The organism is Sphingomonas insulae (assembly GCF_010450875.1).
Taxonomy (GTDB): domain Bacteria; phylum Pseudomonadota; class Alphaproteobacteria; order Sphingomonadales; family Sphingomonadaceae; genus Sphingomonas; species Sphingomonas insulae.
In genome coordinates this window covers 2,941,995-2,966,258 of sequence record NZ_CP048422.1, presented here as the reverse complement: position 1 = coordinate 2,966,258, position 24,264 = coordinate 2,941,995, and the positions used below count along the sequence as shown (strand labels likewise).

General features: G+C 66.0%; 25 protein-coding genes and 1 tRNA gene. 8 read left to right on the top strand and 18 right to left on the bottom strand.

The window, feature by feature from the left end:
• Positions 1 to 196 precede the first annotated feature (196 nt).
• The 9 genes from GTH33_RS15720 to GTH33_RS15680 form a co-directional block, all read right to left on the bottom strand.
• A complete protein-coding gene (locus GTH33_RS15720) occupies positions 197 to 385 on the bottom strand; it encodes a hypothetical protein (RefSeq protein WP_163959199.1) in 189 nt (62 codons plus the stop codon).
• 32 nt (positions 386 to 417) lie between these two features.
• The gene (locus tag GTH33_RS15715; protein WP_163959198.1) at positions 418 to 1,197 is read right to left on the bottom strand and encodes a hypothetical protein; all 780 of its coding nucleotides are present in this window, start codon (positions 1,195 to 1,197) and stop codon (positions 418 to 420) included.
• A 369-nt stretch (positions 1,198 to 1,566) separates the two neighbouring features.
• A complete protein-coding gene (gene budC / locus GTH33_RS15710; protein WP_163959197.1) occupies positions 1,567 to 2,328 on the bottom strand; it encodes a meso-2,3-butanediol dehydrogenase in 762 nt (253 codons plus the stop codon).
• Positions 2,329 to 2,409: 81 nt separating this feature from the next.
• Complete coding sequence (locus GTH33_RS15705; RefSeq protein WP_163959196.1) at positions 2,410 to 3,495, bottom strand: catalase family protein; 1,086 nt, start codon at positions 3,493 to 3,495, stop codon at positions 2,410 to 2,412.
• An 11-nt stretch (positions 3,496 to 3,506) separates the two neighbouring features.
• Positions 3,507 to 5,555, bottom strand: coding sequence for an L-dopachrome tautomerase-related protein (locus tag GTH33_RS15700; RefSeq protein WP_249054916.1), 2,049 nt, complete (start codon positions 5,553 to 5,555; stop codon positions 3,507 to 3,509).
• Entirely contained in the window at positions 5,552 to 6,166 is a 615-nt protein-coding gene (locus tag GTH33_RS15695; protein ID WP_163959195.1) for a carboxymuconolactone decarboxylase family protein, read from the bottom strand. The genes GTH33_RS15700 and GTH33_RS15695 overlap by 4 nt, the downstream gene beginning before the upstream one ends.
• Positions 6,166 to 7,272, bottom strand: coding sequence for an NAD(P)-dependent alcohol dehydrogenase (locus GTH33_RS15690; RefSeq protein ID WP_163959194.1), 1,107 nt, complete (start codon positions 7,270 to 7,272; stop codon positions 6,166 to 6,168). The genes GTH33_RS15695 and GTH33_RS15690 overlap by 1 nt, the downstream gene beginning before the upstream one ends.
• A 25-nt stretch (positions 7,273 to 7,297) precedes the next feature.
• Positions 7,298 to 8,380, bottom strand: coding sequence for a catalase family protein (locus GTH33_RS15685; RefSeq protein WP_163959193.1), 1,083 nt, complete (start codon positions 8,378 to 8,380; stop codon positions 7,298 to 7,300).
• A gap of 59 nt (positions 8,381 to 8,439) precedes the next feature.
• Complete coding sequence (locus tag GTH33_RS15680) at positions 8,440 to 9,387, bottom strand: alpha/beta hydrolase (RefSeq protein ID WP_243848130.1); 948 nt, start codon at positions 9,385 to 9,387, stop codon at positions 8,440 to 8,442.
• Positions 9,388 to 9,448: 61 nt separating this feature from the next.
• On the opposite strand from GTH33_RS15680, the gene GTH33_RS15675 reads away from it, so the two are divergent.
• Both GTH33_RS15675 and GTH33_RS15670 read left to right on the top strand, forming a co-directional pair.
• On the top strand, positions 9,449 to 9,601 hold the full coding sequence (locus GTH33_RS15675; protein ID WP_163956801.1) for a hypothetical protein: 153 nt from the start codon (positions 9,449 to 9,451) through the stop codon (positions 9,599 to 9,601).
• A 44-nt stretch (positions 9,602 to 9,645) separates the two neighbouring features.
• On the top strand, positions 9,646 to 10,392 hold the full coding sequence (locus GTH33_RS15670) for a Crp/Fnr family transcriptional regulator (RefSeq protein ID WP_163959191.1): 747 nt from the start codon (positions 9,646 to 9,648) through the stop codon (positions 10,390 to 10,392).
• Positions 10,393 to 10,917: 525 nt separating this feature from the next.
• On the opposite strand, the gene GTH33_RS18335 is transcribed toward GTH33_RS15670, so the two are convergent.
• Complete coding sequence (locus GTH33_RS18335; RefSeq protein ID WP_276508856.1) at positions 10,918 to 11,040, bottom strand: hypothetical protein; 123 nt, start codon at positions 11,038 to 11,040, stop codon at positions 10,918 to 10,920.
• A 25-nt stretch (positions 11,041 to 11,065) separates the two neighbouring features.
• Positions 11,066 to 12,556 carry a glucose-6-phosphate isomerase gene (pgi, locus tag GTH33_RS15665; RefSeq protein ID WP_163959190.1) on the bottom strand — a complete coding sequence of 497 codons (1,491 nt, stop codon included), beginning with the start codon at positions 12,554 to 12,556 and terminating at the stop codon, positions 11,066 to 11,068.
• 129 nt (positions 12,557 to 12,685) lie between these two features.
• Here pgi and lepB point away from each other — a divergent pair, with 129 nt between their 5' ends.
• The 3 genes from lepB to era all read left to right on the top strand — a co-directional run bounded on the left by lepB (position 12,686) and on the right by era (position 15,144).
• Positions 12,686 to 13,513: a signal peptidase I gene (gene lepB / locus GTH33_RS15660; RefSeq protein ID WP_163959189.1), complete on the top strand. Its 828-nt coding sequence runs from the start codon at positions 12,686 to 12,688 to the stop codon at positions 13,511 to 13,513.
• On the top strand, positions 13,486 to 14,178 hold the full coding sequence (gene rnc / locus GTH33_RS15655) for a ribonuclease III (protein WP_420853520.1): 693 nt from the start codon (positions 13,486 to 13,488) through the stop codon (positions 14,176 to 14,178). The genes lepB and rnc overlap by 28 nt, the downstream gene beginning before the upstream one ends.
• A gap of 66 nt (positions 14,179 to 14,244) precedes the next feature.
• Complete coding sequence (gene era / locus GTH33_RS15650) at positions 14,245 to 15,144, top strand: GTPase Era (protein WP_163959188.1); 900 nt, start codon at positions 14,245 to 14,247, stop codon at positions 15,142 to 15,144.
• Between the two features lie 6 nt (positions 15,145 to 15,150).
• On the opposite strand, the gene GTH33_RS15645 is transcribed toward era, so the two are convergent.
• A complete protein-coding gene (locus GTH33_RS15645) occupies positions 15,151 to 15,870 on the bottom strand; it encodes an NAD-dependent deacylase (RefSeq protein ID WP_163959187.1) in 720 nt (239 codons plus the stop codon).
• Positions 15,871 to 16,051: 181 nt separating this feature from the next.
• Here GTH33_RS15645 and dapB point away from each other — a divergent pair, with 181 nt between their 5' ends.
• The 3 genes from dapB to GTH33_RS15630 all read left to right on the top strand — a co-directional run bounded on the left by dapB (position 16,052) and on the right by GTH33_RS15630 (position 17,561).
• A complete protein-coding gene (gene dapB / locus GTH33_RS15640) occupies positions 16,052 to 16,780 on the top strand; it encodes a 4-hydroxy-tetrahydrodipicolinate reductase (RefSeq protein ID WP_163959186.1) in 729 nt (242 codons plus the stop codon).
• Positions 16,777 to 17,439, top strand: a complete 663-nt coding sequence (gene nth / locus GTH33_RS15635; protein ID WP_163959185.1) for an endonuclease III — start codon at positions 16,777 to 16,779, stop codon at positions 17,437 to 17,439. The genes dapB and nth overlap by 4 nt, the downstream gene beginning before the upstream one ends.
• A gap of 45 nt (positions 17,440 to 17,484) precedes the next feature.
• Positions 17,485 to 17,561 (top strand) — tRNA-Arg (locus tag GTH33_RS15630).
• A gap of 81 nt (positions 17,562 to 17,642) precedes the next feature.
• Here GTH33_RS15630 and GTH33_RS15625 read toward each other — a convergent pair.
• From GTH33_RS15625 to GTH33_RS15600, 6 genes are all read right to left on the bottom strand, one after another.
• Positions 17,643 to 19,040, bottom strand: a complete 1,398-nt coding sequence (locus GTH33_RS15625; RefSeq protein WP_243848129.1) for a sugar transferase — start codon at positions 19,038 to 19,040, stop codon at positions 17,643 to 17,645.
• The gene (locus GTH33_RS15620; protein ID WP_208403884.1) at positions 19,037 to 20,887 is read right to left on the bottom strand and encodes an alpha/beta hydrolase; all 1,851 of its coding nucleotides are present in this window, start codon (positions 20,885 to 20,887) and stop codon (positions 19,037 to 19,039) included. Before GTH33_RS15620 ends, GTH33_RS15625 begins: the two co-directional genes overlap by 4 nt.
• 29 nt (positions 20,888 to 20,916) lie before the next feature.
• Positions 20,917 to 21,822, bottom strand: a complete 906-nt coding sequence (locus tag GTH33_RS15615) for an amino acid--[acyl-carrier-protein] ligase (protein WP_163959184.1) — start codon at positions 21,820 to 21,822, stop codon at positions 20,917 to 20,919.
• A 7-nt stretch (positions 21,823 to 21,829) separates the two neighbouring features.
• Positions 21,830 to 23,050, bottom strand: coding sequence for an acyl-CoA dehydrogenase family protein (locus GTH33_RS15610; RefSeq protein ID WP_163959183.1), 1,221 nt, complete (start codon positions 23,048 to 23,050; stop codon positions 21,830 to 21,832).
• Complete coding sequence (locus tag GTH33_RS15605) at positions 23,031 to 23,282, bottom strand: acyl carrier protein (protein ID WP_163959182.1); 252 nt, start codon at positions 23,280 to 23,282, stop codon at positions 23,031 to 23,033. Before GTH33_RS15605 ends, GTH33_RS15610 begins: the two co-directional genes overlap by 20 nt.
• A 94-nt stretch (positions 23,283 to 23,376) precedes the next feature.
• The gene (locus tag GTH33_RS15600) at positions 23,377 to 24,219 is read right to left on the bottom strand and encodes a WecB/TagA/CpsF family glycosyltransferase (RefSeq protein WP_243848128.1); all 843 of its coding nucleotides are present in this window, start codon (positions 24,217 to 24,219) and stop codon (positions 23,377 to 23,379) included.
• Between the last annotated feature and the right edge of the window lie 45 nt (positions 24,220 to 24,264).

Below are 24,264 nucleotides of genomic sequence, written 5' to 3'. Positions count from 1 at the left end.
TTCGAACCTATGCGGTGCGCGTCCGGATGGCAAGACGTTTGAAGAAGGGGAATGTGTCCGACCCTGAGGCACTCTTCTGTCTCTCTCCCCACGGAGGCGTCACAGAACTCCCGGAAAGACCGCCAAGAGTTCGGCGCTTTTTGAACTGGCGGTCCTCCCCGTCGGGCTCAGCACGCTTCATGCCCTTCACCTCCTATCAGGAAAGGTGGCAGAGCGAACTGCGGCTATGGCTGTTGGCGATCCCGTGAGCGGACGAACCACATCCCCCGATGCCATGCGCCTCGTTCAACTTGGGCGGCTCCTCCAGGCCCGCCGCCTCCATGATGAACGAACGGCAAAAGTTGGGATGTGGGCAGGCGGCCTCGAATGTCTGCTTCTGGGTCAAGCTAGCCACCGTCATCACCTTGAACGGCCCAGCTACATCGGCGGCGTCAGGCCATCCTTGCCGATCGCGACGAACTGCGCGTTCTTCTGATCGTCGGCCAGCTTGATGAACAGCTTCTGGCCTTTCGCGAGCGATGTCTTCTCGGTCGGTACGAAACGTACGACCGGCGTTCCTTCCGGGACGCTCACCTGCGCGGTTCCGCCCTTGTAGCCGACGGTCAGTTTCGTCGTTGCCGAGCCATTCTCGGCCGCAGTGACAGTGCCATTGGTCATACCGCTCTGCTGCACGGTTCCGTTGGTCATGGCGCTCTGCTCGACCGTGCCGTTCGTCTTCGTGCTCTGCGTTACGGTGCCATTAGTCATTCCGCTGGCGGCCCCACTCGCTTGCCCGGCTGCCTGCTTCACTCCGGGTGTATCCCAGCCGTAATGGCCCTCACCGGCTCCGCGCATGTCCTCAGGAAAGATCAAGATTTCGACCGCTTTCAGGTCGCTGTCCGGGCCGGTCGTCGCGGTGCCGATGAAGTCGCCGTTCTTGAGCGTGGCGAGGCTGGATTTGACGACCCAAGCGTATTTCGTCTGGCCGTTAAGCAGCACCGGCATCGACGCGCCGTCGTAGGTGGTAACCGTCATGGTATTCGAATCGATGGTGGCGAGCGTGCCGCGCAGTCGGCCGGGGCCGTTGGCGGGCATCGCCGCTCCGTCGGCCGAACCGTTCGACGCGGTCCGCGCAGTCGAACCCGTGGGCGTTTGATCGCAGGCTGCCAAGCCAGTCAGCGCCAGTCCGATTAGCCCCAGAGTCGCCGTTTTTGCCATCGTCGAGTTCCTCGCAAAGCTGTTTTAGCCACCGCACCCAACGACCTAAACATCTCGCGGCCGACATCGTGCCCTGCGCACGGAACAGGGTGACTTCGCATCAGGACGATGGAGATTCGAATATTCAATCCCGGCAGAGCAGGCTTCCTGCATCGTGAAGGGGATTTTGCCACTTAGGTCGGCGATGGCGGAGACGAACAAACAACCGAAATCGGGGAGCCGCAAACAGTCCGCGAACGTCTGCAAATGGGTCAAATTGCTGCGACGTGAATCAATCGGCTTGAGCAATTTGCCCTTTAATGAATCTGGCATCAGGGGCATGCTCACATCCCGAATAGTGGGCGGGCGCTAGGGCCCACCTCACATCCATCAAGACAGCGGCGGTTGCCCGTTTGAGGCAGTAAGGCCGCCATCGACTGGCAGGTTCACGCCCGTCACGAAATGCGCATCCTCACTCGCGAGGAACGCGATTACCCCCGCAATGTCGGCGGGCTCGGCACCGCGGCCCAATGGGATGCGTTCTTCGAACTTGGTGATCAACTCGGGCTGCTCCTTCATGCCCGCGGTCAGCGCGGTGTAGGTGAGCGACGGGTTGACCGCGTTGACGCGGACGCCGTGCTTCGCCTCGTCCATCGCCAGCGCACGGGTGAAGTTGCTCACTGCGCCCTTTGCCGCGCAGTAGAAGCTATGGTTCCAGTCGCCGCCCAGCCCGGACACCGACGACACATTGACGATGCAGCCTTTCGATTGGCGCAGATGGGGGATCGCCGCGCGGCTCATGTGAACGACGCCGTAGAGGTCGGTCTCAATCACCTTGGTGAATTCGGCGAAGTCGCCTTCATCGACTTTGCCGAGATGATCGACGCCCGCGTCGTTAACCAGCACGTCTATCCGACCGAAGCGATCGATCGCAGCCTGGACGAGCGTCTCGCATGCAGCGTGATCGGACACGTCGGTCTCGCGGGTTTCGACTGTGCCGTGCAGTTCGCCCGCCAGCTTGTCGAGCGCGGCCTTGTCGATGTCGCTCAATACCAGCGTTGCGCCTTCCTCAGCGAAGCGACGCGCGACCCCTTCACCGATCCCCGAGGCGGCACCCGTGATGACGATGACCTTGTTGGAAAAGCGCGCCATTATGCATTCCCCGCCTGAGCGTCGTGGTTGCCTTGCAGCTTCATGATTGTCCTCTCACTGTCGTCAGGACTGGTGTTCAGCTCAGGCTGGAATGTCCTGGATGGTAACGGTGTTGGCGGCGGCGATGCCGTTCTCACGGTGACGGAAGTCGCTGAGCGCCTGGTAGACCTGCATGCGCGCGCGCATTACGCCGCCCAGCGGGCGATGGACCTCAAGGCTATGGGCCGGGCGGAACGTCATCACCTCGTCGAAGTAGCGGACGCGGTCGGGACCATAGGCCGACTGCCGCGGCAGTCGGATCGTGGCGACGGTACAATATGGGCTTTCGCTTGTCGGCCAATCGACGGAGGTGTCCTCGATCGGCTGCGTCCCGGCATCGGTCCACAGCTGCGCCCGAAGCTCGAACACTGCGTCGTTGCCTTCGAAGTAATCGACCGCGGCATGGCGGAAGCCATCCTCATCCTGATGCGGGTCGAGCTGCCAATCGGCGAGCGCATGTTGCTCGGCTGAAACGGGAAAGGCCCCGATCTTCGCGACATGGTCGCCGTAGCGCACCGGGCACTGGCTGAAATATTCCTCGACCAGCGGGTGGCTGAAGGGGTGGCCATAGAAGTCCAGCTTCGCGCTTGGACCCGCACCAACGGCGTTCAGCACCTTGTTGATGTTGCGAGCGACAGAGGCGGCCGCGCTCTTCACTCCCTCAGGCATGGGAACCGTCAAGCCTATCTTCTTGGCTTGCGAGAGGAAGCCCCCGGCGGTCCCCGCCGGAAAGGTTGTCCCGCTGGCGAGAACGAAGTCCTGCGTCGGTGCGTCATGGCCAGGCAGCTTGGCGCCCTCGACGCCGAACACCTTGATCGACATGCCGCGATGGGTCGAGACACGGTCGCCAAGCTTTTCACCGGGTCCTTGCGCGAAGCGGACGGCGACATCGAACGTGCCCGGCTCCGCGAACAGGCCCTGTGCGAGTTCGGGCGGCAGCCCGGGCGCGACAGTGAGCTGGCCGATCACACAGGCCGTGCTCTTGGCATGGCTTGCCCGTACCGCGTGCCCGTCCCGCTTCTCCACCGTCTGGCTTTCCTGGGTCATACCCTGGATGATGCCGTCGATGCTCTCCTGTTCATCGGGCTCGCGTGTCTCGATGTCGGCCGAATAGCGGAGATAAGTCATGGGATGTCCGATCACTTGGCGGGCGTAAAGGAGAACAGCTGCGTCTTGATCGACGGCGGTGCGCCGGGCGTGAACCAGTTGGTGTCCTGGATATGGCTGGCGGTGACGTACATCGTCCCGTCACGCCCTTCGGAGAAGGTGTCGGGCCAGCGCAGCCGGCGGTCGGTCAGCACCGTCTCGACGGACGCACCGTTGAGCCGCTTGATCGCATAGTCGGTCGGTGAGGTCAGGTAGAGCACGCCTGCCTTGCTCATCCACAGGCCGTCAGCGACGTGGGTCTGCGCGACCGTCTTCACAGCAGCTGACCTGTCGGTCTCGCTGACGTCCGACCGCAGCTTGGCGGTGTCGATCGAATAGAGCGTCTTGCCGGTCAGCGCCTGATAGTAGAGCGTCTTGCCGTCCTTGGAGATCGCGATGCCATCGGCGGCGAAGGCGGGCTGGCGGCCATCGGGACGGACGAGCGGCTTGCCGTCCAGCGTGACCTTCACCGTCTTGTCGATCTGCGTCGAGGCGTGCCCGTCGAGCGCACGGTGGCTTTTGCCGCTTTCCAGATCGACGACGATGATCGCGCCGCGCGTGCCGCTGTCGGTGATGTAGCCGGTCTTGCCATCGGGCGAGAAGCGGATGTCGTTGAGATAGGTACCCTGCAGCGCGACGTCGCCGGGAACCAGAATCGTCTTCGTCACGGTGTTCGATGACAGATCGATGCGGACGAGCTTGGGCGCGCCTTCGAGGATCTTCTCGTTTCCGGGCGCGCCAGGATCCAGCACCCAGAGGTTGCCATGGCCATCGGGTACGATCGACTGCACGCAGACGAAATAATCACCGACCGGCAGTTCGTTGGCGCGGGCGTTGCGCCAGCTGTTCCACTTGGCGTCGGGATAGGGACGCAAGGATCCGTCCTTCATCACCTCGGCAACCGAGATGGGCGCGTCGTCGGTCCAGCGGGGAAAGTTGACGAAGCGACGGCCATCCTCGGTCACGGCGACGCCGGTCGCCTGATGATCGAACTGCGCCACCTGGGTCAGCTGTGCGCTGCGTCCCTGGGCATGGGCGACGCCGGCTGCGGCAGCGGCGACTAGGCCGATGGCGGCGATCCCGGCGGCATAGGGGGCGGCTTTCTTCATGGTCAGGCTCCTGTCGGTCGTATCGGTGAGCGCGGCGGGGTCGCCGGTAAAGAGGGTGAGAAGGTGGCGGACGACCGCCTCCGGGTTCTCGCGCTGCGGGAAGTGACCCACGCTTGCCAGCGTGACGGGCGCGAACGGGCCGGCGAACTTCGAGGGGACGTCCTCAGCTGTAGAGGGCGGGTTTACACCATCCGCATCTCCATGGAGGTAAAGCGTTGGCAGCGACAGGGTCTGAGCCGCTTTCACCTTCTCCTCCAGCCATGCACTGCCCGGGTCGGGCGCCGCTTCATCCCACCGGGAACGATAGCTATGGAGCGTCACGTCGACCCAGTCGGGATTGTCGAACGACCGCGCGACACGAGCGAACGTTGCTTCGTCAAACCAGCCAGGCGGCGACCAATTGACCCAGTGGAGATGGGCGAAGCCGCGGCGGTCTGCACGGACCGCCTCCGCCCCGCGCGCGGTCGCCATAAACCAGTGATACCATTGCCGCTGGGTCTGCTCGAAGGGCGGATTCGCCATGCCGCCGAGCCGGGGCGGGGTCGACAGCATCGCCAGCCGTTCCACCCGCTCTGGCCAGCCTACCGCAAGCGCTTCAGCGATGTTCGATCCCCAATCGTGACCGGCCACCATGAACCGGTCGATCTCCAAGCCGTCAAGCAGCGCGACCACGTCCATTGCATGGATCGCGCTATTACCGGTCCGGGGCGATGCATCGTCCCGAAACCGCGTCGCCCCAAAGCCACGAAGCGTCGGCACGATCGTACGCAGGCCAGCCTCGTTCAGGCGTCCTGCGACATGCTCCCATGTCGAGGCATCGTCCGGCCAGCCATGGAGCAACACGACTACCGTGCCGTCCCGCGGGCCCTGGTCGCGATAAACGATGTCGAGTGTGTCGGTCGCAAAGTATGCCAAACCTTGGTCGCCGCTCACGATCGGTCCCCGGCCGCTTCCTCTCGGGCATCGTTGGGCAAGCCCTCCTCGCGGCCGGGCACGGACATGTCGTATGCGTTGAGCAGCAGCGACACGAGGCAATAACCTCCGACGAGGTAGATCAGCTCTGCGGTCTGATCTTCGCCGAACGCGCGAACGGCGCGACCATAAGTAGAGGCGGGTAACTGGCATCCACCGGCCAAGGTCGCCGCCACGTCATAGGCGGCCTGTTCTTCTTCGGTGAGATCGGTGGGCCGCTGGCCTGCTGCGATCGTGGCAATCTTCTCGTTCGACAGCCCGGCGGCCTCGCCGACCCGTTCGTGCGCGTAAAGTTCATAACGGGAATTCATAGCCGCGCCGGTGGCGAGGATCGCTACCTCGTGCGCTGCCTTGGGAAGGCTCGCATTGTCGATCAGCGCCTTTGTGTAGACCCAGGCGGCGCGACCGAATGCCGGGAAGCGGAGCATCGGTGCGAATGGTCCGATGAGCGCGCCATCGGTCCGACGGGACACGAATCCCTTGAGGTGCTCGGCGATATATCCGCTCATCTCATCGTGCAGCGAGCGGAGATCCTCCGGCATGTCTGCCGGAGGAAATGGAGGCGCGCGCATCAGGCGGCCTCGTCCATCTCGCGCTTCAGACTGGCCATGTCGATGACATAGCGGAACCGCACGTCCTCGTTTTTGACCTTCTTGTAGGCCGCATTGACGTCCTGGATGTCGATCACCTGGACGTCGGGCGCGACGCCCTTCTCGGCGCAGAAGTCGAGCACCTCCTGCGTCTCGGCGATCGACCCGATCAGCGAGCCCGCCAGCGTCCGGCGGTGCATGATGAGTTCCTGGTTATTGTAGCCGGGGATCTGATCGAGCGCACCGACCGCGCAATAGGTCGCATTGCGCTTCAGGAGCGTGATGAACGGGTCGACTTTGTGCTTTTCCGGGATGGTCGAAAGGATGAAGTCGAAGCTGAGCTCAAGTTCCTTGTAGGCGTCCTTGTCGCCCTCGATCACGACTCGGCTGGCGCCCAGCGCCTTGCCCGGCTCGACCTTGTCCTTGTCGGTCGTGAACACCGTGACGTCGGCGCCCATCGCGATCGCGAGCTTCACCGCCATGTGGCCCAGCCCGCCGAGACCGACGATGCCGACCTTGTCGCCCGCCTTCACGCCCCAGTGCTTGAGCGGCGAATAGGTGGTGACGCCGGCGCACAGGATCGGCGCCGCCGCTTCGATCGGCAGGCTTTCGGGCACCTTCAGGACGAAATCCTCCGGAATCACGATGACGTTCGAATAGCCGCCATAGGTGTTGTCCTCGGCGTAGGTATTGACCCCATCCTCGGTCTGCGCGGCGGGCTTCATCGGGCCGTTGTAGGTCGCCAGCCAGCTGTTATGCCCCTCGCAATGATGCTCGTCGCCCTCGCGGCAGGGCTCGCACTGCCGGCAGCTGTCGATCATGCAGCCGACCCCGACGAGGTCGCCGACCTTGTGCCGCGAAACGCTTGCACCGGCAGCCGAGACGCGGCCAATGATCTCATGGCCCGGCATGCAGGGATAGACCGTATTGCCCCAGTCGTTCTCGACCTGGTGAATGTCGGAATGGCAGACGCCGCAATAGAGGACGTCTATCTGCACCTCGTTGGCCTTCGGCTCGGGGCGATCGAACTCGAGGGGCTTCAGGCGGCTGAACGAATGCTTGGCGGCGTAGCCGAGGGCCTTGGTCATCCTGTGTATTCCTTGTTTCGATTAATCAGGCGTTTGCGCTGGTCGGCTCGTGATAGGGGCAGCCGTTCACGCTCGCCCTGAAGTCCGCGGAGTGACGGTAGGTCTCGTTGCGCGCACGGTTGACGTTGCCGAGCGGCCGATGTGCCGCGAGCCCGGTCCAGATGCTGAAGCGTGTTTCCTCATCGATCTTGCGCACCTGGGCCGGATTCCAGCTATCCTGCGCCGGTACGCGCAACACGGCGACGCGCTGGAACGGCGAGACCTCCTCGTCCCATTCGACCGTGGGGTCTTCGATCGGCTGCTTTTCGAGGTCGCGGCAAAGCTGGACCTGGAATTCCCATTCCGCATCGAGCCGTTCCATCTCAACCCGCACATCCTCGCGGATCGCATCGGGTCGGTCGGCCGCCTCTACGATGCGGCCGGTCAGCGCGACCTGATCGGGCGCAATCGGCACGAGGCGATATTTGGCGATGTAGTCGCCCCACCGATACGGCGTGACCGAATTGTAGGTTTCGCCCAACGGATCGACGTTGGGCGTGCCGCCCAGCGTGTCGACCTTCGGACTGGAGAGCCCGACCGCCTCCAGGGCGTTGTGCACGCCACGCAATGCCGTTGAGAGCACCTCCTTGGTCCCCTCCATTCGGTCGGTCGTCTTCGCCAGTATCTTGACGTTGCCGAGGAAGGTCTTGGCGTCCTTCGCCACGAACACCTTGCCGTTGTTGGTGACGAAATCCTGTGCCGTTCCATCCGCACCAGGAAGGCGCTCACCCTTCACGTCGAAAACCTTGATCGCGAGGCCCCGTGGCAGGCTGATGCCATCGCGTAGGATGTCGCCGGCATTGGTCGAGATGCGGATGAGTGCCTCATGCGTGCCGGGAGAGGCGAACGCTCCCTGCGCAAGTTCCGGCGGCAGGGCATCGTCGATGACGAGTTCGCCCTTCAAGACGCCATGCGCCTTGGCATGGACGGAGCGGACCGCATGGCCGTAATCCTCCGCCGTCCGTTCTAGGATGACGTCGAACGCCTCGTTGAGCTGCTGGATGGTATCAGCTTCATCGGGCTGCTTCTGCTCGACGTCGGGTGCATAGCGGACAGGGGAACCGGTCATGGCACGGCCTCGTGATTAGAAAGGGGAGAAGGGCGGCAGTCGCCGCCCTTCCATATCGATCAACGCGCCAGCGCTGCTTTGAGCCGCGCTACAGCGAGGTCGTTCGCCTGCTTGGCGCCGTTCACGACCTTGGCCATGCCGAAGAACTCATGGGTGACGCCCGGGAAGGTCTTCTGCTCGACCTTGTCGCCGGCCGCCCGCATCGCGGCCGCCAGCGTTTCGCCATCCGAGCGGAGCGGATCGATCTGCGCGTTGATGATCGTCGTCGGCGGCAGACCACGCAGGTTCGAGGCGACCAGGTTGAGACGCGGATCCTGCGCATCGGCCTTGCTCGTCTGATAATAATAGCCGAACCACGGCAGCATCGCAGTGTTGAGCGGCTTGGCGTTCGCCGAGTCCCGCCGCGAGGGAAGCGTCATACTGCTGTTCGCGATCGGATAGACCGACACGATGTGCCGCGGCACCGTCAGGCCGTTGTCCCGCGCGTAGATCGCGGTCGCGACCGCAAGATTGCCGCCGGCACTCTCGCCGACCGTCGCGATCCGTGCAGGGTCGCCACCCCAGCTTGCCGCATTCTGGAGCGTCCAGCGATAGGCAGCGGCCGCATCGTCATGCTGCGCCGGGAACTTGAACTCGGGCGCATGGCGGTATTCGACCGAGACGACGATGGCGCTCAGCGCCTTCGCCATGGCCCGCGGCGCAGCATCGTAGGTGTCGACGTCGGCGATGACCCAGCCGCCGCCATGGTAGTAGACGATGACCGGCATGGCCTTGCCACCGGCGGGTGCACCGGCCGGCTTGTAGATGCGCGCGAATTGCTTGGGGTCGCTGCCGTACGGCAGGTCCTTCGTCGTTACCGACGGATCAGGCGCCGTCGACATACCCTTCTTCTGCATCGCCGCTTTGGCGCCGTCCGCAGCCGAGGGCTGCATCCGGGCTTCGGCCGGCGTGAGCGTCTCGATCGGCTTGCCGCCGAGCGACGCAAGCGCGTCTAGGACCGACTGCATGTCGGGTGCGGCTTTCGGGGGCTGCACGGATGTCGGGGGCGGAGGTGGCGGAGGAGGGGCCGTGACCGAGCGGGCTGACTGGGCGAGAGCCGGAACGCCTGCGATCGCCGTCGACGCGGCGATCAGCATGGAAATGGTTTTGCGCAAAAATCCCTCCTGTAACTATCCGTTTCTCAACCATCGGGCGCGCTTCGGCGTTTCGGTACGAAAGTAGACGCAAGCGTTTGGGCAGCGAAATTCGGGAGTATGGGGGGCGGCATGGATAATCAGGCTTCGATCGTGGATGGGACGCGCAGGTCTAACGCGTTGCCCTGTGAGGCGAATGGGCTGCTGCGTCTCTTGAATGACGCTGACCGCGCCGCCCTTGCGCCGCATCTGGAACCGGTACCGTTTCGCAATGGCGACATGATCGCACGCGCTGGCGATGCGGCCAACAGCATCTGCTTCCCGTTGACCGGTATCGCTGCAATACTTGACTCGCTCGAGGGTGACCGCCGCTACGCAGTCGCGCTGGTCGGCAGCGAAGGGTTCATCGGTTGGCAGTTGCTGCTTGGCAACGAGCGTTGGTCGCATGACGTGGTGATGAGGGCCGAACACGGCACGGCGATGCGGCTGTCGGCTGCGGCGTTGAACGAGATACTGGCCGACCGTCCGGCGATCCGAACCGTTCTGCTCCGTTTCGTCGACGTGGTCATGATTCAAATGTCTAGGACGATCGTCTCGTCGCTCGCGCATTCGATCGAGCGGCGGATGGCGCGATGGATCCTGCTCTACCACGATCGTGTGCAGGGGGACGACATCTGCATGACGCACGAGGAGTTCAGGCTCATGCTCGGCGTCCGCCGTAGCAGCGTGACCGACGCACTGCACAAGCTCGAAGAGGATGAGGCTGTCCGGTCCGTGCGCGGGCGCGTGATCGTGCGTGATCGCGAGCGGCTGCTGAGGCTCGCCGGCGACACCTACGGGTTCGCCGAGGCGGAACATCGGCGCCTACTCGGCCTCTGATCAAATTGAATCTGCCGACTGCCGCCCCCGGATGACCCCATGAGTGGCTTGAAATACCCATATCTCGCCGACTTGCCCTCACCGGTGAGATTGGACGCTTACTCGAGATGAACCAATGGCCGAAGTTGGGGCGGGGCAAATACTTCGCCAATGACCGGATATGGGCGAGAGCCGACATTCACGCAAACGAACGGCCAGTAAGACGACCATGTCGACGGCTCAGCCGATCCGCTCCCCGTAAGCCTGTTTTTCCAAAATCCGTTCCCGAAACCGTTCAACCCAAAATGGCCTGGTCGACATGGCGTTACGGGAAGGGAGGAATGCCCGATCGAAGTCGGGCACCCAGGAGGAACTGGCGGTCAGTTGCCGGAAGTCACGGGCAAGGAGCGGTCCTCCGAGTCACTCGCGCATGGAATGGCGAGTCGTATCGACTGGAGCCGACACCCGGACCGGTCGATCTCGTTACGCACAAAAGCCAAAGCGGGAATTTCAGCGGTCAGACCAGAAGGCGCGTCGGTAGGCAGCTTAGCCCTTGTCCCCGAGCAGGCGGCGCACGCGCCCGGCGCGTTTACGCAGAGCGGGCGCCGCCTTCGCATCGCTGACGTTGCCGGGCGTCGGCATCAGCGCATCGGGATCATCGCGCCACACCGCGCGACGATCCCGTTCCGCAGCGTCAGTCGAGGCCGGCGCGCTTGATGAGGTCTTCGGTCGAGGGATCGAACGACTGCCCGCCCTGATCCGCCGCCTTGGCCATTTCCTTGCCCAGCTCCACGCCGAACTGGTCGAACGAATTGATGCCCAGCAGCACGCCGTTCACGAACACGCGATGTTCGTAGAAGGCGATCAGCGCGCCCAGCGTCCGCGGGTCGAGCACGTCGAGCAGCAGCGTCGACGACGGCCGGTCACCGCTGTACGAGCGCGCCGGGTCCTCGACCTGCTTGCCCTTCATCAGTGCCGCGCCCTGGGCAAAGGCGTTGAGCAGCAGGTCGCGATGATGGTCCGGGGCCAGCGTATCGCCCGCCTCGATCACCGCGATGAATTCGACCGGCACCAGATGCGTGCCCTGGTGGAGCAGCTGGAACACCGCATGCTGGGCATCGGTGCCCACGCCGCCCCAGGTGATCGCCGCGGTAGGGCGCCCGACCGGCGTGCCGTCGGTCTTCACGCCCTTGCCGTTCGATTCCATCTCCAGCTGCTGGAGGTAGCTCGGCAGCAGGCGCAGCCGCTCGTCATAGGCGAAGGGCGCGCGGGTCTCGGCGTGGCGGACCTGCGTGTAATAGAGGTCGGCGAACGCGGCGAGCGCCGGTGCGTTCTCGTGCAGCGCGGTCAGGCGGAAATGGCGGTCCATTTCGGCCGCGCCTTCCAGCAGTTCCTCGAACGCGCCCCAGCCGAGCCCGATCGCGGCGGGAAACCCGATCGACGACCATAAGGAATAGCGCCCGCCGACGCCTTCGCTGAACGGCAGGATGCGGGTTTCGTCGACGCCCCATTCCATCGCCTTGTCGGGGGCCGCGGTCAGCGCGATCACCTTGCCATACGGGTCCTCGACGCCGTGCTCCTTCATCCATTGCAGCGCCGATTCGGCGTTGAGCATCGTTTCCTTGGTGGTGAAGGTCTTGGATGCCAGCACCAGCAGCGTCGCGGCGGGATCGAAATCCTTGATGGCATCCTCCAGCGCCACACCGTCGACATTGGACACGATCGCGACGTCGTAGCGCGCATCCTCGCGGCCGAGCGCGTCGACCAGCAGGTGCGGTCCCAGCGCCGATCCGCCGATGCCGATATGCAGCACGTGGCGGATGTCGCCCAGCGCACCGCCCTCGATCGCATCGATCAGCGAGCGCATGCGTTCGTGGAACCTGCGGGCGCGGGCGACGCTGTCGGCATTGCCCTCATAGCGTTCGGCGGTGTGCTCGACCGGGCGATCCTCGGTGACGTTGACGTGCTCGCCGCCGAACATGGCGTCGCGCTTGCCCGTCAGGTCCTGCGCCTGCGCCAGGGCGATGAAGGCATCCACCGCCTGCGTGGTCAGGTGGGTCTTCGACCAGTCGAAATGGATGCCCGCGACATCCAGGCTGAACTTCGACAATCGCTCGCCATCGGCCTCGAACAGGTCGACCAGTCGGGGGGAGGGGAGGGCTTCGATCGCGGTCCAGTCGCTCATGGGTGTCCGTCCTTCAGGGGAGGGGGTGTTCGTGACAGCTCCGTAATCAACCTGTGTGACAGGACAAGTCCTGTCGGTTGTGCGGAACGACTACTCAGGACGCTCGGGGAGCGCTAAGGCTCCCCACCTATGCCAGACACTTCCGCGACACCGGCCAGGCCCGCACGGGCGCCGCGCTCCGAACTCAACGAGACGATCCGTTTTCTCGTGAAGCTCGCGATCGCGGTGCTGATCCTGCGCAGTTTTATCTTCGCGCCCTTCTCGATTCCGTCCGAATCCATGCTGCCCCGCCTCCTGATCGGAGATTACCTCTTCGTCACCAAATGGAACTACGGCTATTCGCGGTGGTCGCTGCCGTATGGCGTACCGCCGATCCCGGGCCGAATTCTGGGGCGCGATCCGGCTCGTGGCGACGTGGTTGTCTTCCGCTCGCCGGGACCGGACGATCATGACGTCATCAAGCGCGTCATCGGCCTGCCGGGCGATACGATCCAGGTGGTTCACGGTCAGGTGATCCTCAACGGCAAACCGATTCCGAAGCAGCGCGTCGCCGATTTCGTGCTGCCGCTGACGGCCAATTTCGACGCGCAGAAATGCGGAGCGACGTTCCAGGACGTGGATGCGGCGGGCGCGCCGATCTGCCGCTATCCCCGCTTCCGCGAGACGCTGCCGGGCGGCAAGAGCTACATGGTACTGGATCAGGCGGAAATCCCGCAGGCCGACGATACGGGCCTGTACACGGTGCCCGCAGGCAATGTTTTTCTGATGGGCGACAATCGCGACGACAGCGCCGACAGTCGTTTCCCCGCGCCGATCGGCATGGGCTACATTCCGATGGAACGGATCGAGGGGAAGGCCGTCGTCACCTTCTTCTCCACCAACGGTAACGCGTCCTGGATCAACCCGGTCAGCTGGTTTTCCGCTGCCCGGTGGAGCCGCGTGGGAGAGGGCTTCTGAACGCCGATCTGTCCGGCTGGCTGACGCAGACATTCGGCCGCCGGCCCGCCGACCTCAAGCCCTACGAACGCGCGCTGACCCATGGCAGCCAGGCCGCCGAGAATTACGAGCGGCTCGAGTTCCTTGGCGACCGGGTGCTGGGGCTCGTCATGGCGGAATGGCTATGGGAACTGTTTCCGAACGAACCGGAGGGCCAGCTGTCGAAGCGGCTGAACGCGCTGGTGACGGGCGTGGTCTGCGCCGACGTGGCGCGCAATCTTGGCGTGCGCGCGCACCTGCGGCTCGGCAAGCAGGCGCGGGATGATGGCGCGTATGAAAGCGACAACATTCTTGGTGACGTGATGGAGGCGTTGATCGGGGCCTGGTATCGCGAATGCGGGCTCGACGCGGCGCGGGCATTCGTGCGGAGCGCGTGGGGCGCTCGGGTACAGAGCGGTCACAAGGCGCCGCAGCATCCCAAGTCGGCGTTGCAGGAATGGGCCGCCGCGGCGGGCCGCCGCACGCCCGAATATGTAGTGATCGACCGTTCCGGGCCGCACCACGCGCCGCGGTTCAAGGTGCAGGTCAAGATCGGGACCTATGCCGATGCCATTGCCGACGGCGCGAACAAGCAGGAAGCCGAGACGGCGGCGGCAAAGGCGTTGCTGGCGAAGCTGACGACCTGATCCTCCCGAGCGATGACGGACGGCGCCGCCTTGCCCTCGCCGCTCATTCCCCCCAAAGGAGCAGTCATGATCCAAACCCAACATTGCGGCCTCGTCGCCGTCGTCGGCGCGCCCAATGCCGGCAAGTCCACCCTGGTCAACGCCCTCGTCGGGCAGAAGGTCGCTATCGTCAGCCCCAAAGCGCAGACGACCCGCACCAAGCTGCTCGGCGTCGCGATCCAGGACGACGCTCAGATCCTTCTCGTCGACACCCCCGGCATCTTCGAACCGCAGCGCCGGCTCGATCGCGCGATGGTATCCGCGGCATGGAGCGGCACCGAAGGCGCGGACATGATCGCGCTGGTGGTGGACGGAAAGGGCGGGATCGGGAGCAAGGTCACCGCCATCGCCGAAGCGCTGAAGGATCGGCCCGAGCCGAAGATCCTGATCCTCAACAAGGTCGATGTCGCGGACAAGCCGAAGCTGCTGCTGCATGCTGAAAAGCTGAATGCCCTGATGCATTTCGCCGACACCTGGTTCGTGAGCGCGCAGACGGGTGACGGCCTGCCCGAATTGAAGTCTGCGCTCGCTGCGGCGATGCCGGCGGGGCCGTGGCATTACCCGGAGGATCAGGTGTCCGACGCCACCGAACGGGCGCTCGCATCGGAGGTGACGCGCGAACAGCTCTACCTCCAGTTGCACGCCGAACTTCCCTACGCCAGCACCGTCGAGACGGAGAAATACAGCGAGCGCGAAGACGGGTCGGTCGAAATTCACCAGCAGATCCTCGTCGAACGCCCCACCCAGCGCGCGATCGTGCTGGGCAAGGGCGGCCAACGGATCAAGGAGATCGGCGCCCGCGCCCGAACCGAACTCGCCGGGATCATGGATCGTCCGGTGCACCTGTACCTGCACGTCAAGGTCAAGCCCGGCTGGGACGAGGATCGCGACGTTTACAAGGACCTCGGATTGGACTGGGTCGAATAGGGCGGTCTAGCGCGGCAACGCCGCACTATCGCCCAGCAGGGCGTCCACCCATGCCGGCACCAACGTGCCGGCCGTACCCAGGCGCGTCTCGTCGAAAAATCCGCTTCCCGCCGATCGCTCGAGATTGAGTTCCAGCGTCGCGGCGCCACTGGCCGCAGCAAGCTGCACGAATCCGGCCGCCGGGTAAACGGCGCCCGACGTGCCGATCGAGACGAACAAATCGGCCTGTGCCAGCGCTGTCTCGATGCCCTCCATCTCGTACGGCATCTCGCCAAAGAACACGATGTCGGGCCGTAATGCAGCGGCACCGCATGCCTCGCATACAGCGCCCATCGGCAACGACGCTGCCCAGGTCTGCCGTTGCCCACAATCTGCACACAGGGCGGAGCGCAACTCGCCGTGCATATGCAGCATGCGTCGTGCGCCGGCGCGCTCGTGCAGGTCGTCGACGTTCTGCGTCACGATCAACAGATCGCCCGGCCACTCTCGATCAAGCCGCGCGAGCGCGACATGCGCCACATTCGGTACGACATCGGCCAGCGCCGCGCGTCGCATGTCATAGAAACGGTGCACCAACTGCGGGTCGATCACGAGTGCCTGCGGCGTGCAGACATCCTCGATCCGATGTCCCTCCCACAGCCCGCCTGGACCGCGAAAGGTGGCGATGCCGGACTCGGCGGAGATGCCGGCCCCGGTCAGGACGACGATGTTGCGGATGTGCGTCATCGTCGCAGCCTTAGCGTCGATCCCGCGCTCGCAGAAGCCGCTCGCGGCGGTTCGCTTCACCGTTATGTTAGCGGCACCGCCTGTCCTAAGCAGCCGGCCTGTGCCAAAGGGGCGCCATGACCTTCGCGCCCATGAACCCGACGCCTCGCATGGCCATCGCCCATGATCGTGGAGCGCGCGCATGACCGCGATCGGCATCTACGGCAGTAGCGGGCGCATGGGGCGCGCGATTGCCGAGCAAATTGCGGTCGCGGGAGCCACGTTCGCGGGCGGCGTCGATGCGGGCGGCGATCCGTCGGCGTTGGCGGGGGTGGCGGATGTGCTGGTGGATTTCTCGACGCCCTCGGCACTCGACGCGCATCTTGCCATTTCGCGCGCGGCCGGCACGCCGCTGGTGATCGGCACCACCGGCCTTACCCAGGCCCAGCATGCCGCGATCGATGCCGCGGCGGCCGACATCGCGGTACTGCAAACCGGCAACACCTCGCTCGGCGTCACCCTGCTCGCCCGGCTGGTGCGCGAGACTGCGGCGAAGCTGGGCACCGACTGGGACATCGAGATCGTCGAGAGCCACCATCGCCACAAGGTCGACGCGCCGTCCGGTACCGCTATCCTGCTCGGCGAGGCCGCGGCGGCGGGGCGGGGGACGACGCTGTCCGAATTGCGGGTCGATGGCCGTGCCGGGCTGACCGGCGCACGGACCGAGGGGACGATCGGCATGGCCTCGCTGCGCGGGGGGTCGGTGATCGGCGATCACAACGTCGTCTTCGCCAGCGAGGGGGAGCGGATCGAGCTGGCGCATCTGGCGCAGGACCGCAGCATCTTCGCCAAGGGTGCGGTTCGCGCCGCCCTGTGGATCGCCAGCCAGCCGCCGGGCCGCTATCGCATGGGCGACGTGCTGGGCCTGTGAAGAAGGCGGACGTCTTCGAATTCTACCGCCGGCTGGCGGAGGCCAACCCGCATCCGGAAACGGAGCTGGAATCAGGCAACGCCTACCAGCTGCTGGTCGCGGTGGTGCTGTCGGCGCAGGCCACCGACGCCGGCGTCAACACGGCGACGCGCGCGCTGTTCGACCGAGTGAAGACCCCGGAACAGATGGTCGCATTGGGCCTCGACGCGCTGAAGCAGCATATCCGGACGATCGGCCTGTTCAACACCAAGGCCAAGAACGTCATCGCCCTGTCCGAGGCGCTGGTCGCCGACCATGGCAGCGCGGTGCCGGACGATCGTGCCGCACTGGAGCGACTGCCCGGCGTCGGCCGCAAGACCGCCAATGTCGTCCTCAACGTCGCGTTCGGCGCGGAGACGTTCGCGGTCGACACCCATATATTCCGCGTCGGCAACCGCACCGGCCTTGCCCGCGGCAAGACGCCGCTGGCGGTCGAGAATGCACTCGACAAGGCGACACCGCAGCCGTTTCGCGTCCATGCCCATCATTGGCTGATCCTGCATGGCCGCTACGTCTGCAAGGCGCGCAAGCCCGAATGCTGGCGCTGCATCGTCGCCGACCTGTGCGCATTCAAGCCCAAGACGCCGGCGCCCCGAACCCCGCCGCCCGCAACGCCATAAATCCACTGGCGCAGCCCGCGGGGCTTTGCTAGGCGCAGCCCACAGGCACCCGTAGCTCAGCTGGATAGAGCGCTGCCCTCCGAAGGCAGAGGCCACTGGTTCGAATCCAGTCGGGTGCACCATAACCGCCGACACTGGAATGCTCCGCATCGATCGCCCATCGATCGTATCCCAGATTCGCGCACGATCCGGCAGATCGCCGCTCAGAAGGCGTTGCGGTGGGTCAGGACGCGGAGGGTGGCGACGAGGATGTGCAGGTCGCGCCAGATCGTCCAGCCCTGCATATAGGCGATGTCCGACCGCAGGCGGTTGGCGAGGTCTTCCTCGATCAGTGTCGCACCGCGAAAGCCGTGGATCTGCGCCAGCCCGGTGATGCCGGGCTTGATCGCGTGGCGCAGCCAATATTGCCGGTCGACGTTCCAGAACAGCTTGTCGCCGGCGAGGCTGCCGAGCGCGTGCGGGCGGGGGCCGACGATGCTCATTTCGCCGCGCAGCACGTTGAAGATCTGCGGCAGCTCGTCGATGCTGGTGGCGCGGATGAAGCGGCCGACGCGGGTCACCCGGTCATCGTCGCGCGCCGTCGAGCGATCGCCCCTGGCATCGCACAGGTCGCTCCGCATGCTGCGGAACTTCAGCATCGAGAACAAGGTGTTGCCGCGCCCCATGCGCGGCTGGCGGAACAGCACCGGTCCCGGACTGTCGAGCCGGATCAGCAGGGCGGTGACCAGCAGCACCGGCCACAGGATGGCGAGCGCCAGCGTGGCGACGAGCGTGTCGAACCCGCGCTTCACCAGCCGATTGACCGTGCCGAGGGGACGGAGCGACACGACGGCGGTCGGCTGGTCGGCGAACCGCGCGGCGCGCAGCATGCCCAGCGCAGCCATCTCGCCCAGCACCACTTCGCCCTGCACGTTGGCGCTTTTCAACACGGTCGCCCATGCCTCGCGCCGCTCGGGACTGCACGCGACGACCACCCGTTCGGAGGCGGCGAAGGCGGAGCCGAGCCGGTCCAGCGCCACGGGGTCGTCCATCCTGGGTTCCAGCCCCTGCGCCGCCGCCATCAGCACGGGCATGCCGGGTGGCGGGACGACCGGGACATCGTCGATGACGAGCAGTTCCGCGATCGGGTTGCCGCCCAGCACCCGCATGGCGATCCGGTGCAGCAGCCACCGGTTGGCGCCGAGCAGCGCCATGCCGATGCCGCCGCCGATCACGACGACGCTGCGCGACAGGGGTATCGCCGCATGCAGGTAGACAGCGACCAGACCCGCCACGAGGATCGCGGTGGCGAGCGCGGTCGCGGCATCGCGTGCGGTGCGCCGCCAGTCATGGAAGAACCGCGCGCCATAGGGTTGCCGCTGCGCCACGATACCGAGGTAGATCGGCACCATCAGCACGCAGCTGATCAAGCCGGCCGGATCGAACAGGGTACCGAAGCGAACGAGGTTGCCGATCAGGAACGCGGTGACGATCGCAAGGCAATCGCCGACAGCAAGCGCCCCATAGGTGCCGATCCGCAACAGCCGCCGGGACATGATCGGTGCGCGCGATGCGGTGCCGGATACCCCTGCGGGGTACATCGGGCCGCGCTGGATGTTCATGCGACGGCCCGGGTCCGCGCCCGGGACGGACCGGCAACCGGCGGCTCGATGGAGGGGGCGAAGGGGGCAACGGGCGGCAGGTCGCTGCCATGGGCCTCGTTCGCCTGGCGCAGGGTCGCAGCGGCGATGTCGATGAAGCGACGCCGTGCGGCGGTGCCGTTGAAATGATGGTCGGCCTGATCCAGCATCACCACCCGCGCCGGGGCGTAGCCGGCGATCCGGCGCCCCCTGGCACCGAACTGCATCGTCAGGTCGGCAAGGCCCGGATCCTCGTCGCTGAAGACCAATGTGGTGTGGACGCGCCGGTCGGTCAGGACGCGCATCTGTTCGCGCGCGCGGGCGGTGTCCGATCCGGGCGCCGGCGGCAGCAGGCTGCGCGCGGCGTGCCTGGCACGCGTCCAGCTGCGCTTGGCGAGGACGCGGGCGATGCCCGGCAGATCGGCCTCGCCGGCGAACATCCGGCGCCATTCGCCCGGATTGCGCATCGCGCGCAGATATCCCTTCAGCGATCGCTTGTTGTCGCGCACCGCGACGCGGATATCGTCGCCGTAATGCCAGATGAATTTCTGCAGATTGAGGACGACGTTGCCGACGACGCGCGGATCGGCCAACGTCACCTGCAAGGCGGTGTGCGCGCCCGAACACAGGCCAAAGGCGACCACCCGTGCAAATCCCGCCTCGGCCAGCCGGTCGATGCCCGCCACGCCTTCCGCAATGCGTTCCGGGTCGTAATGCGGGTGCCGGGTGTTTTCGCCTGCGGGGCTGTCGCCCATGCCGGTGAGGTCCATGCGCAGCGAGGCATGGCCCTCTGCCGCCAGCCGTCGGGCGAGCCGAACGTAGGCGCGGCCGTTGCCGATATGATGCGTGCTGCCTTCGTGCAGCAACAGGGCGGCGACCGGTGCCGCGGCGATGCTGCGGGGGCGGCACAGGATGCCGAACAGGACCTGACCGGGACCGAAGCGCACCGGTTCCTCGACCCAGTCGTGATCGGCCAGCGTCAGCGCGATCGGGACCGACGTCGCCATCGGACGCGTGGGTACGGAGGCGGGGGACGGGGTAAGCCCGGCCACCCAGGCGGTGATGGCGGCGAAGGTTGCGGCCGGCGACTGGTTGGTCGTCGGATCCTGCATCCAGCCTTCGTAATCGGGGAAGGGAAGTTCGGTGACGGCCGCGCCCGCATCGCGCCACGTAGCGGCGAGTTTGCCCGGACGGCGATCACCCCGCGCCGGAATCAGCAACGCCGGACAGGCGGGGGCGGGAGCGCCGGTCAGGTCGATGCCGGCGACCTGCCGCTGGAACGCGGCGGGCCAATGAAAGCCGTTGGTGTTGAGCGGCAGGTCGCTGTCCGCCGGCGGAACCGGATCGAGGCCGGACAGGCTGGCGACACTGGCCGACGCCCGCGTTTCGCGCAGGAAGGCATGGCCGGACAACACCGGCGCGATCAGGGCGAGCGCGCCGACATCGTCGACGCCATCGGCGGCGAGCAGCGCGACCGCGGCCCCCAGCCGGACGCCGGCCATGACGATCGCACCGACGCCGCATTGGTCGCGCAGCACGGCCGCGGCGCTGCGCGCGTCGGCGACCAGACGGTCGAGTGCGACGCCGTCGCCGTCGCCGATGCCGTCACCGGTGTCGCGATAGTCGAAACGGATCGCCGGCACGCCGGCCGCGGCGAGCCGATCGGCGAGCGCCATCATGCCGTGATGCGTGCACACCTCCTCCTGCGCGAAGGCCGGGCACAGCACGACACCGGCAGGCGTTGCGCCCGCGGCCGCACCGGATCGCGCATGGATCCAGCCGAAGCAGCCGTCGAAATAGACCGGCGTCATTCCCACACGTTCTGTCACGATGTCTCCCCCCATCGGTCGTGCCGTGCTCAGCCGAGGCCGAGTGTGTCGCGGACCTCGGCGGGCCAGTCGGCCAAGTCGAAGCCGTGGTGACGCAACAGCGCCAACACCAGCCGTTCCATGCCGAAGGCGCAGCACGCGGTCTGGGCCGGTTCGCCATCGGGCGTGCGGATGTCCCACGTGTCGCCGAAATAGCTCATGTGATAGTTGAAGCTGAGGCAGGCGGTCGGCCCGGCGCCGTCGTTGACCGGGATCAGCAGCTCGAACTTCAGGTTCTGCATGCGCTGGCTGTCGGCCATCAGCTTGCCGGCGCGACCGAAGAACGGATCGTTCGCCACCTCCACCTCGAACGGCAGGCCGAGCGAGCGCGCGAACGCCTGCCCACGCTCCATCCAGTCCTCGCGGAAGGCGAGCACCTGCGCGGGCGTGCCGATGCGGACATATTCGCGCATCCGGAACAGCTGCAGCCGGGTCGGCTCCAGCGAGGGTTCGTGGCGGAAACAATAGGATGCGACGTCGACCAGATGGCCATCGTCCGCCAGCACGCCGCGCTGCGCGACGATCGGATAGACCGAATAACAAGCGGCGGGCGTCAGCACGAGGTCGGCGGGCTGCTGGTTCTCCATCCAATCCTCGCCGCGTTCCATCTGGCCCATCAGCTTGTGGTGGGCGCGATCGTCGCCGCAGAAACAGTGCACCGTCCCCGCGAAATGCGGGAAGTTCTTCATGTAGCCGCTCTTCTCGAACGTCTTCTGCGCCATCGCCGGCGGGAAGCGCATCACCTCGGCCTTGTCGTCCAGCCCGGCGCGCGTGATCGCGCGCTCCAGTCCGTCGTAGATCGCCTCGAACGTGCCGTTTCGACCCCACAGGCCGTCGACGCCGGTCGGGAACAGGATACCGGCGGCGACGAGCCGGCTGCGGAAGCTGGTGTGCATGTCCATGTCAGATCGTTCCCAGATCGGTGCGTTGCGCGAGGAGCAATTGCCCGGTGGTCGCTGCAATGCGGTCGTTGTTGATCATCAGCTGCGCCGAGATGATGTCGCGCAGGTGCCGGCCGATGCTGAATTCGCTGCCGTTCTTGTACCCGGCCATGCCGCAGATGCGCATCGCCTCCATCACGACATCGTAACAGGTCTCGGACACGTCGAGCTTGAGCATGTTGAGCGCGGCGCCGCAGGCCATGCCGGTCGGCCAGTGCGCCTCTTCCGCAGACATCGCCGGCGCGCCGTCGACCAGCGGCGAGCAGGCGTCGAATTGCGCGATCAATGGCGCCAGGCGCGCGCGCAGGCCATCGATCTCACCCGATGCGCGGACCAGCCGCGCCGCGCCCGGCGGCACGACGCCGCGGCTGCGACGCGCCTGCGCGCGCAGGAACTGGCGGGCGCGCGACAGGGCCTCGACCGCGATGCCCGTCCAGGCGGCGCTCCAGAGCAGATGCGACACTGGCACCATCACCTCGGCCGAAATCTCTGCGAACGAGGCGGGCAGGACCTGTTCGGGAACGCCTTCCGCCCTGAAGGTGAAGCCGATGCTGCAGGTGCCGCGCATGCCCAGCGCGTCCCAGCTGCCGGTCGGCTCCATCTCGGCCTGTTCGCGCGGGATCGTCACCATCACCTGTTCCGACGCGACCGCATCGGCGTGCGCGCGGGCGGTGACCAGGAAGGCGTCGGCATAGGCGCCGTAGGATACGGTCGGCGCCTGCTTGACCAGCGTCAGGCGGCCATCCGCCACTTCCACCGCGCACAGGCTGGACCGGGTGTCCCCGCCGATGCCGACTTCGGACGTGATCGAGGCGAGAAGCAACTGTTCGCTAGCGATGCGTTCCGCGAACGCCCGGTGCCATGGCTGGTCCAGGCCGTGGCCGACGATGCAGGCGAGCTGGCTGTGGTGCATCGCATAGACCATTGCGGTCGATGCACAGACCCGGGCGAGCTGCTGCGTCTGGCCGGCGAGTTCGGCGAGCGTCGCGCCATGGCCGCCCAGCGAGACGGGGACCATCGCGCCGAACAATCCTTCCTCGCGCAATGCCTGAACGGCCTCGTGCGGGAAGCGACCCTCGCGATCGACCGCGTCGGCGTATTCCGCCGCGACGGCGACGACGCGGGCGATCCCGGCCGCCAGCGGATCGCCGCCGGTCACCGGATCATGCAGCACGCGCTTCATCCCGGATCGACGTGATTGCGGCGCTGAGCGCATCGATGCTGACGAAGGTCGAGCGGACCAGCAGCGCATCGGGAAAGGCGACGTCGAATTCGTCCTCGATCGCCAGCATCACGCCGACGGTCGCAAACGACGTCAGGCCAGCGACGAACAGGTCGTCACGGGTCGACAGGCTGTCGGCCGGGCGGGCAAGTCCGCCGACGTCGTCGAGAATGGCGCGAAGGGTACGTTCCAAGATGATATCCTCGGGTAGCGGCCGGAGGGGACGGCGGCGTTGGGCAGGATGATGCGCGATCGCGATTAAGATCAGGTAAGTGAGCCGGGCCGGCTCAACGCCGCGTGAGGTCGGCGCGGGCGGCGCGCAGGAAGCCGATGGTGCTGGGCCCGTAGCGGCGCAGCATCCGCCGCGGCTCCAGCATGATGCGCCACAGCCATTCGAGGTTCAGCCGGACCATCAGCGCCGGGGGCGGGGTGGTGGTGCCGAGCATGAGCCGGAACGACTGACCGACGCACAATGCCCAGCACGGCGGCAGCAACGCGCGGTGGCGATGGACGAACACCTCGCTCTTGGGTGCGCCGATGCACAGGAACAGCAAGGTCGTGTCGAACCGCGTCACCTCGTCCGCCAGCGCGGCGCATTGTGCGACATCGCGGTCGAAGCCGAATGGCGGTACGTGCGTGCGGCAGGCGAAACCGGGGATGTCCCGCGCGACCCATGCCTCGATCAGCGAGGCGGTTTCGTCCGTATCGACGACGAAATAGCCGCGATGGCCGGCGAGGGGGGCGGGGTCCTCGAACATGCGCTCGATGACTTCGCGACCGGCGACGCGGCCGGGCAGCGACAGGCCGCGAAGCCGGGCGAAGCGAAAGACCGGGAATCCGTCGGCGACGATGATCTGCGCGCTTTCCACCGCCGTGCGGAATTCGCCATCCTCGCGCGCCAGCGCGACGTGCTGGATGTTGGGTGTGACGAACAGGCCGACCCCTTCTGCGGCAGACCGTCTGGTCCCGAGCATGTAGCGGGCGCTCTGTCCGGAATCGAAGTCGCGTATGCGCATGCCGAGGACGGGCTTGCGGACGCGCCGTTCGACGCCGGTATAGGGTGCCTTGGGCCGGGTCGCCTGCGTCGGAAGGTGCTCGATGTCCTGTACTCCGTCCGGCAGGGCGATCAACGAAGGCCGCGGTGTACATCGGGAGGCTTAATAAATTGTGGGGGC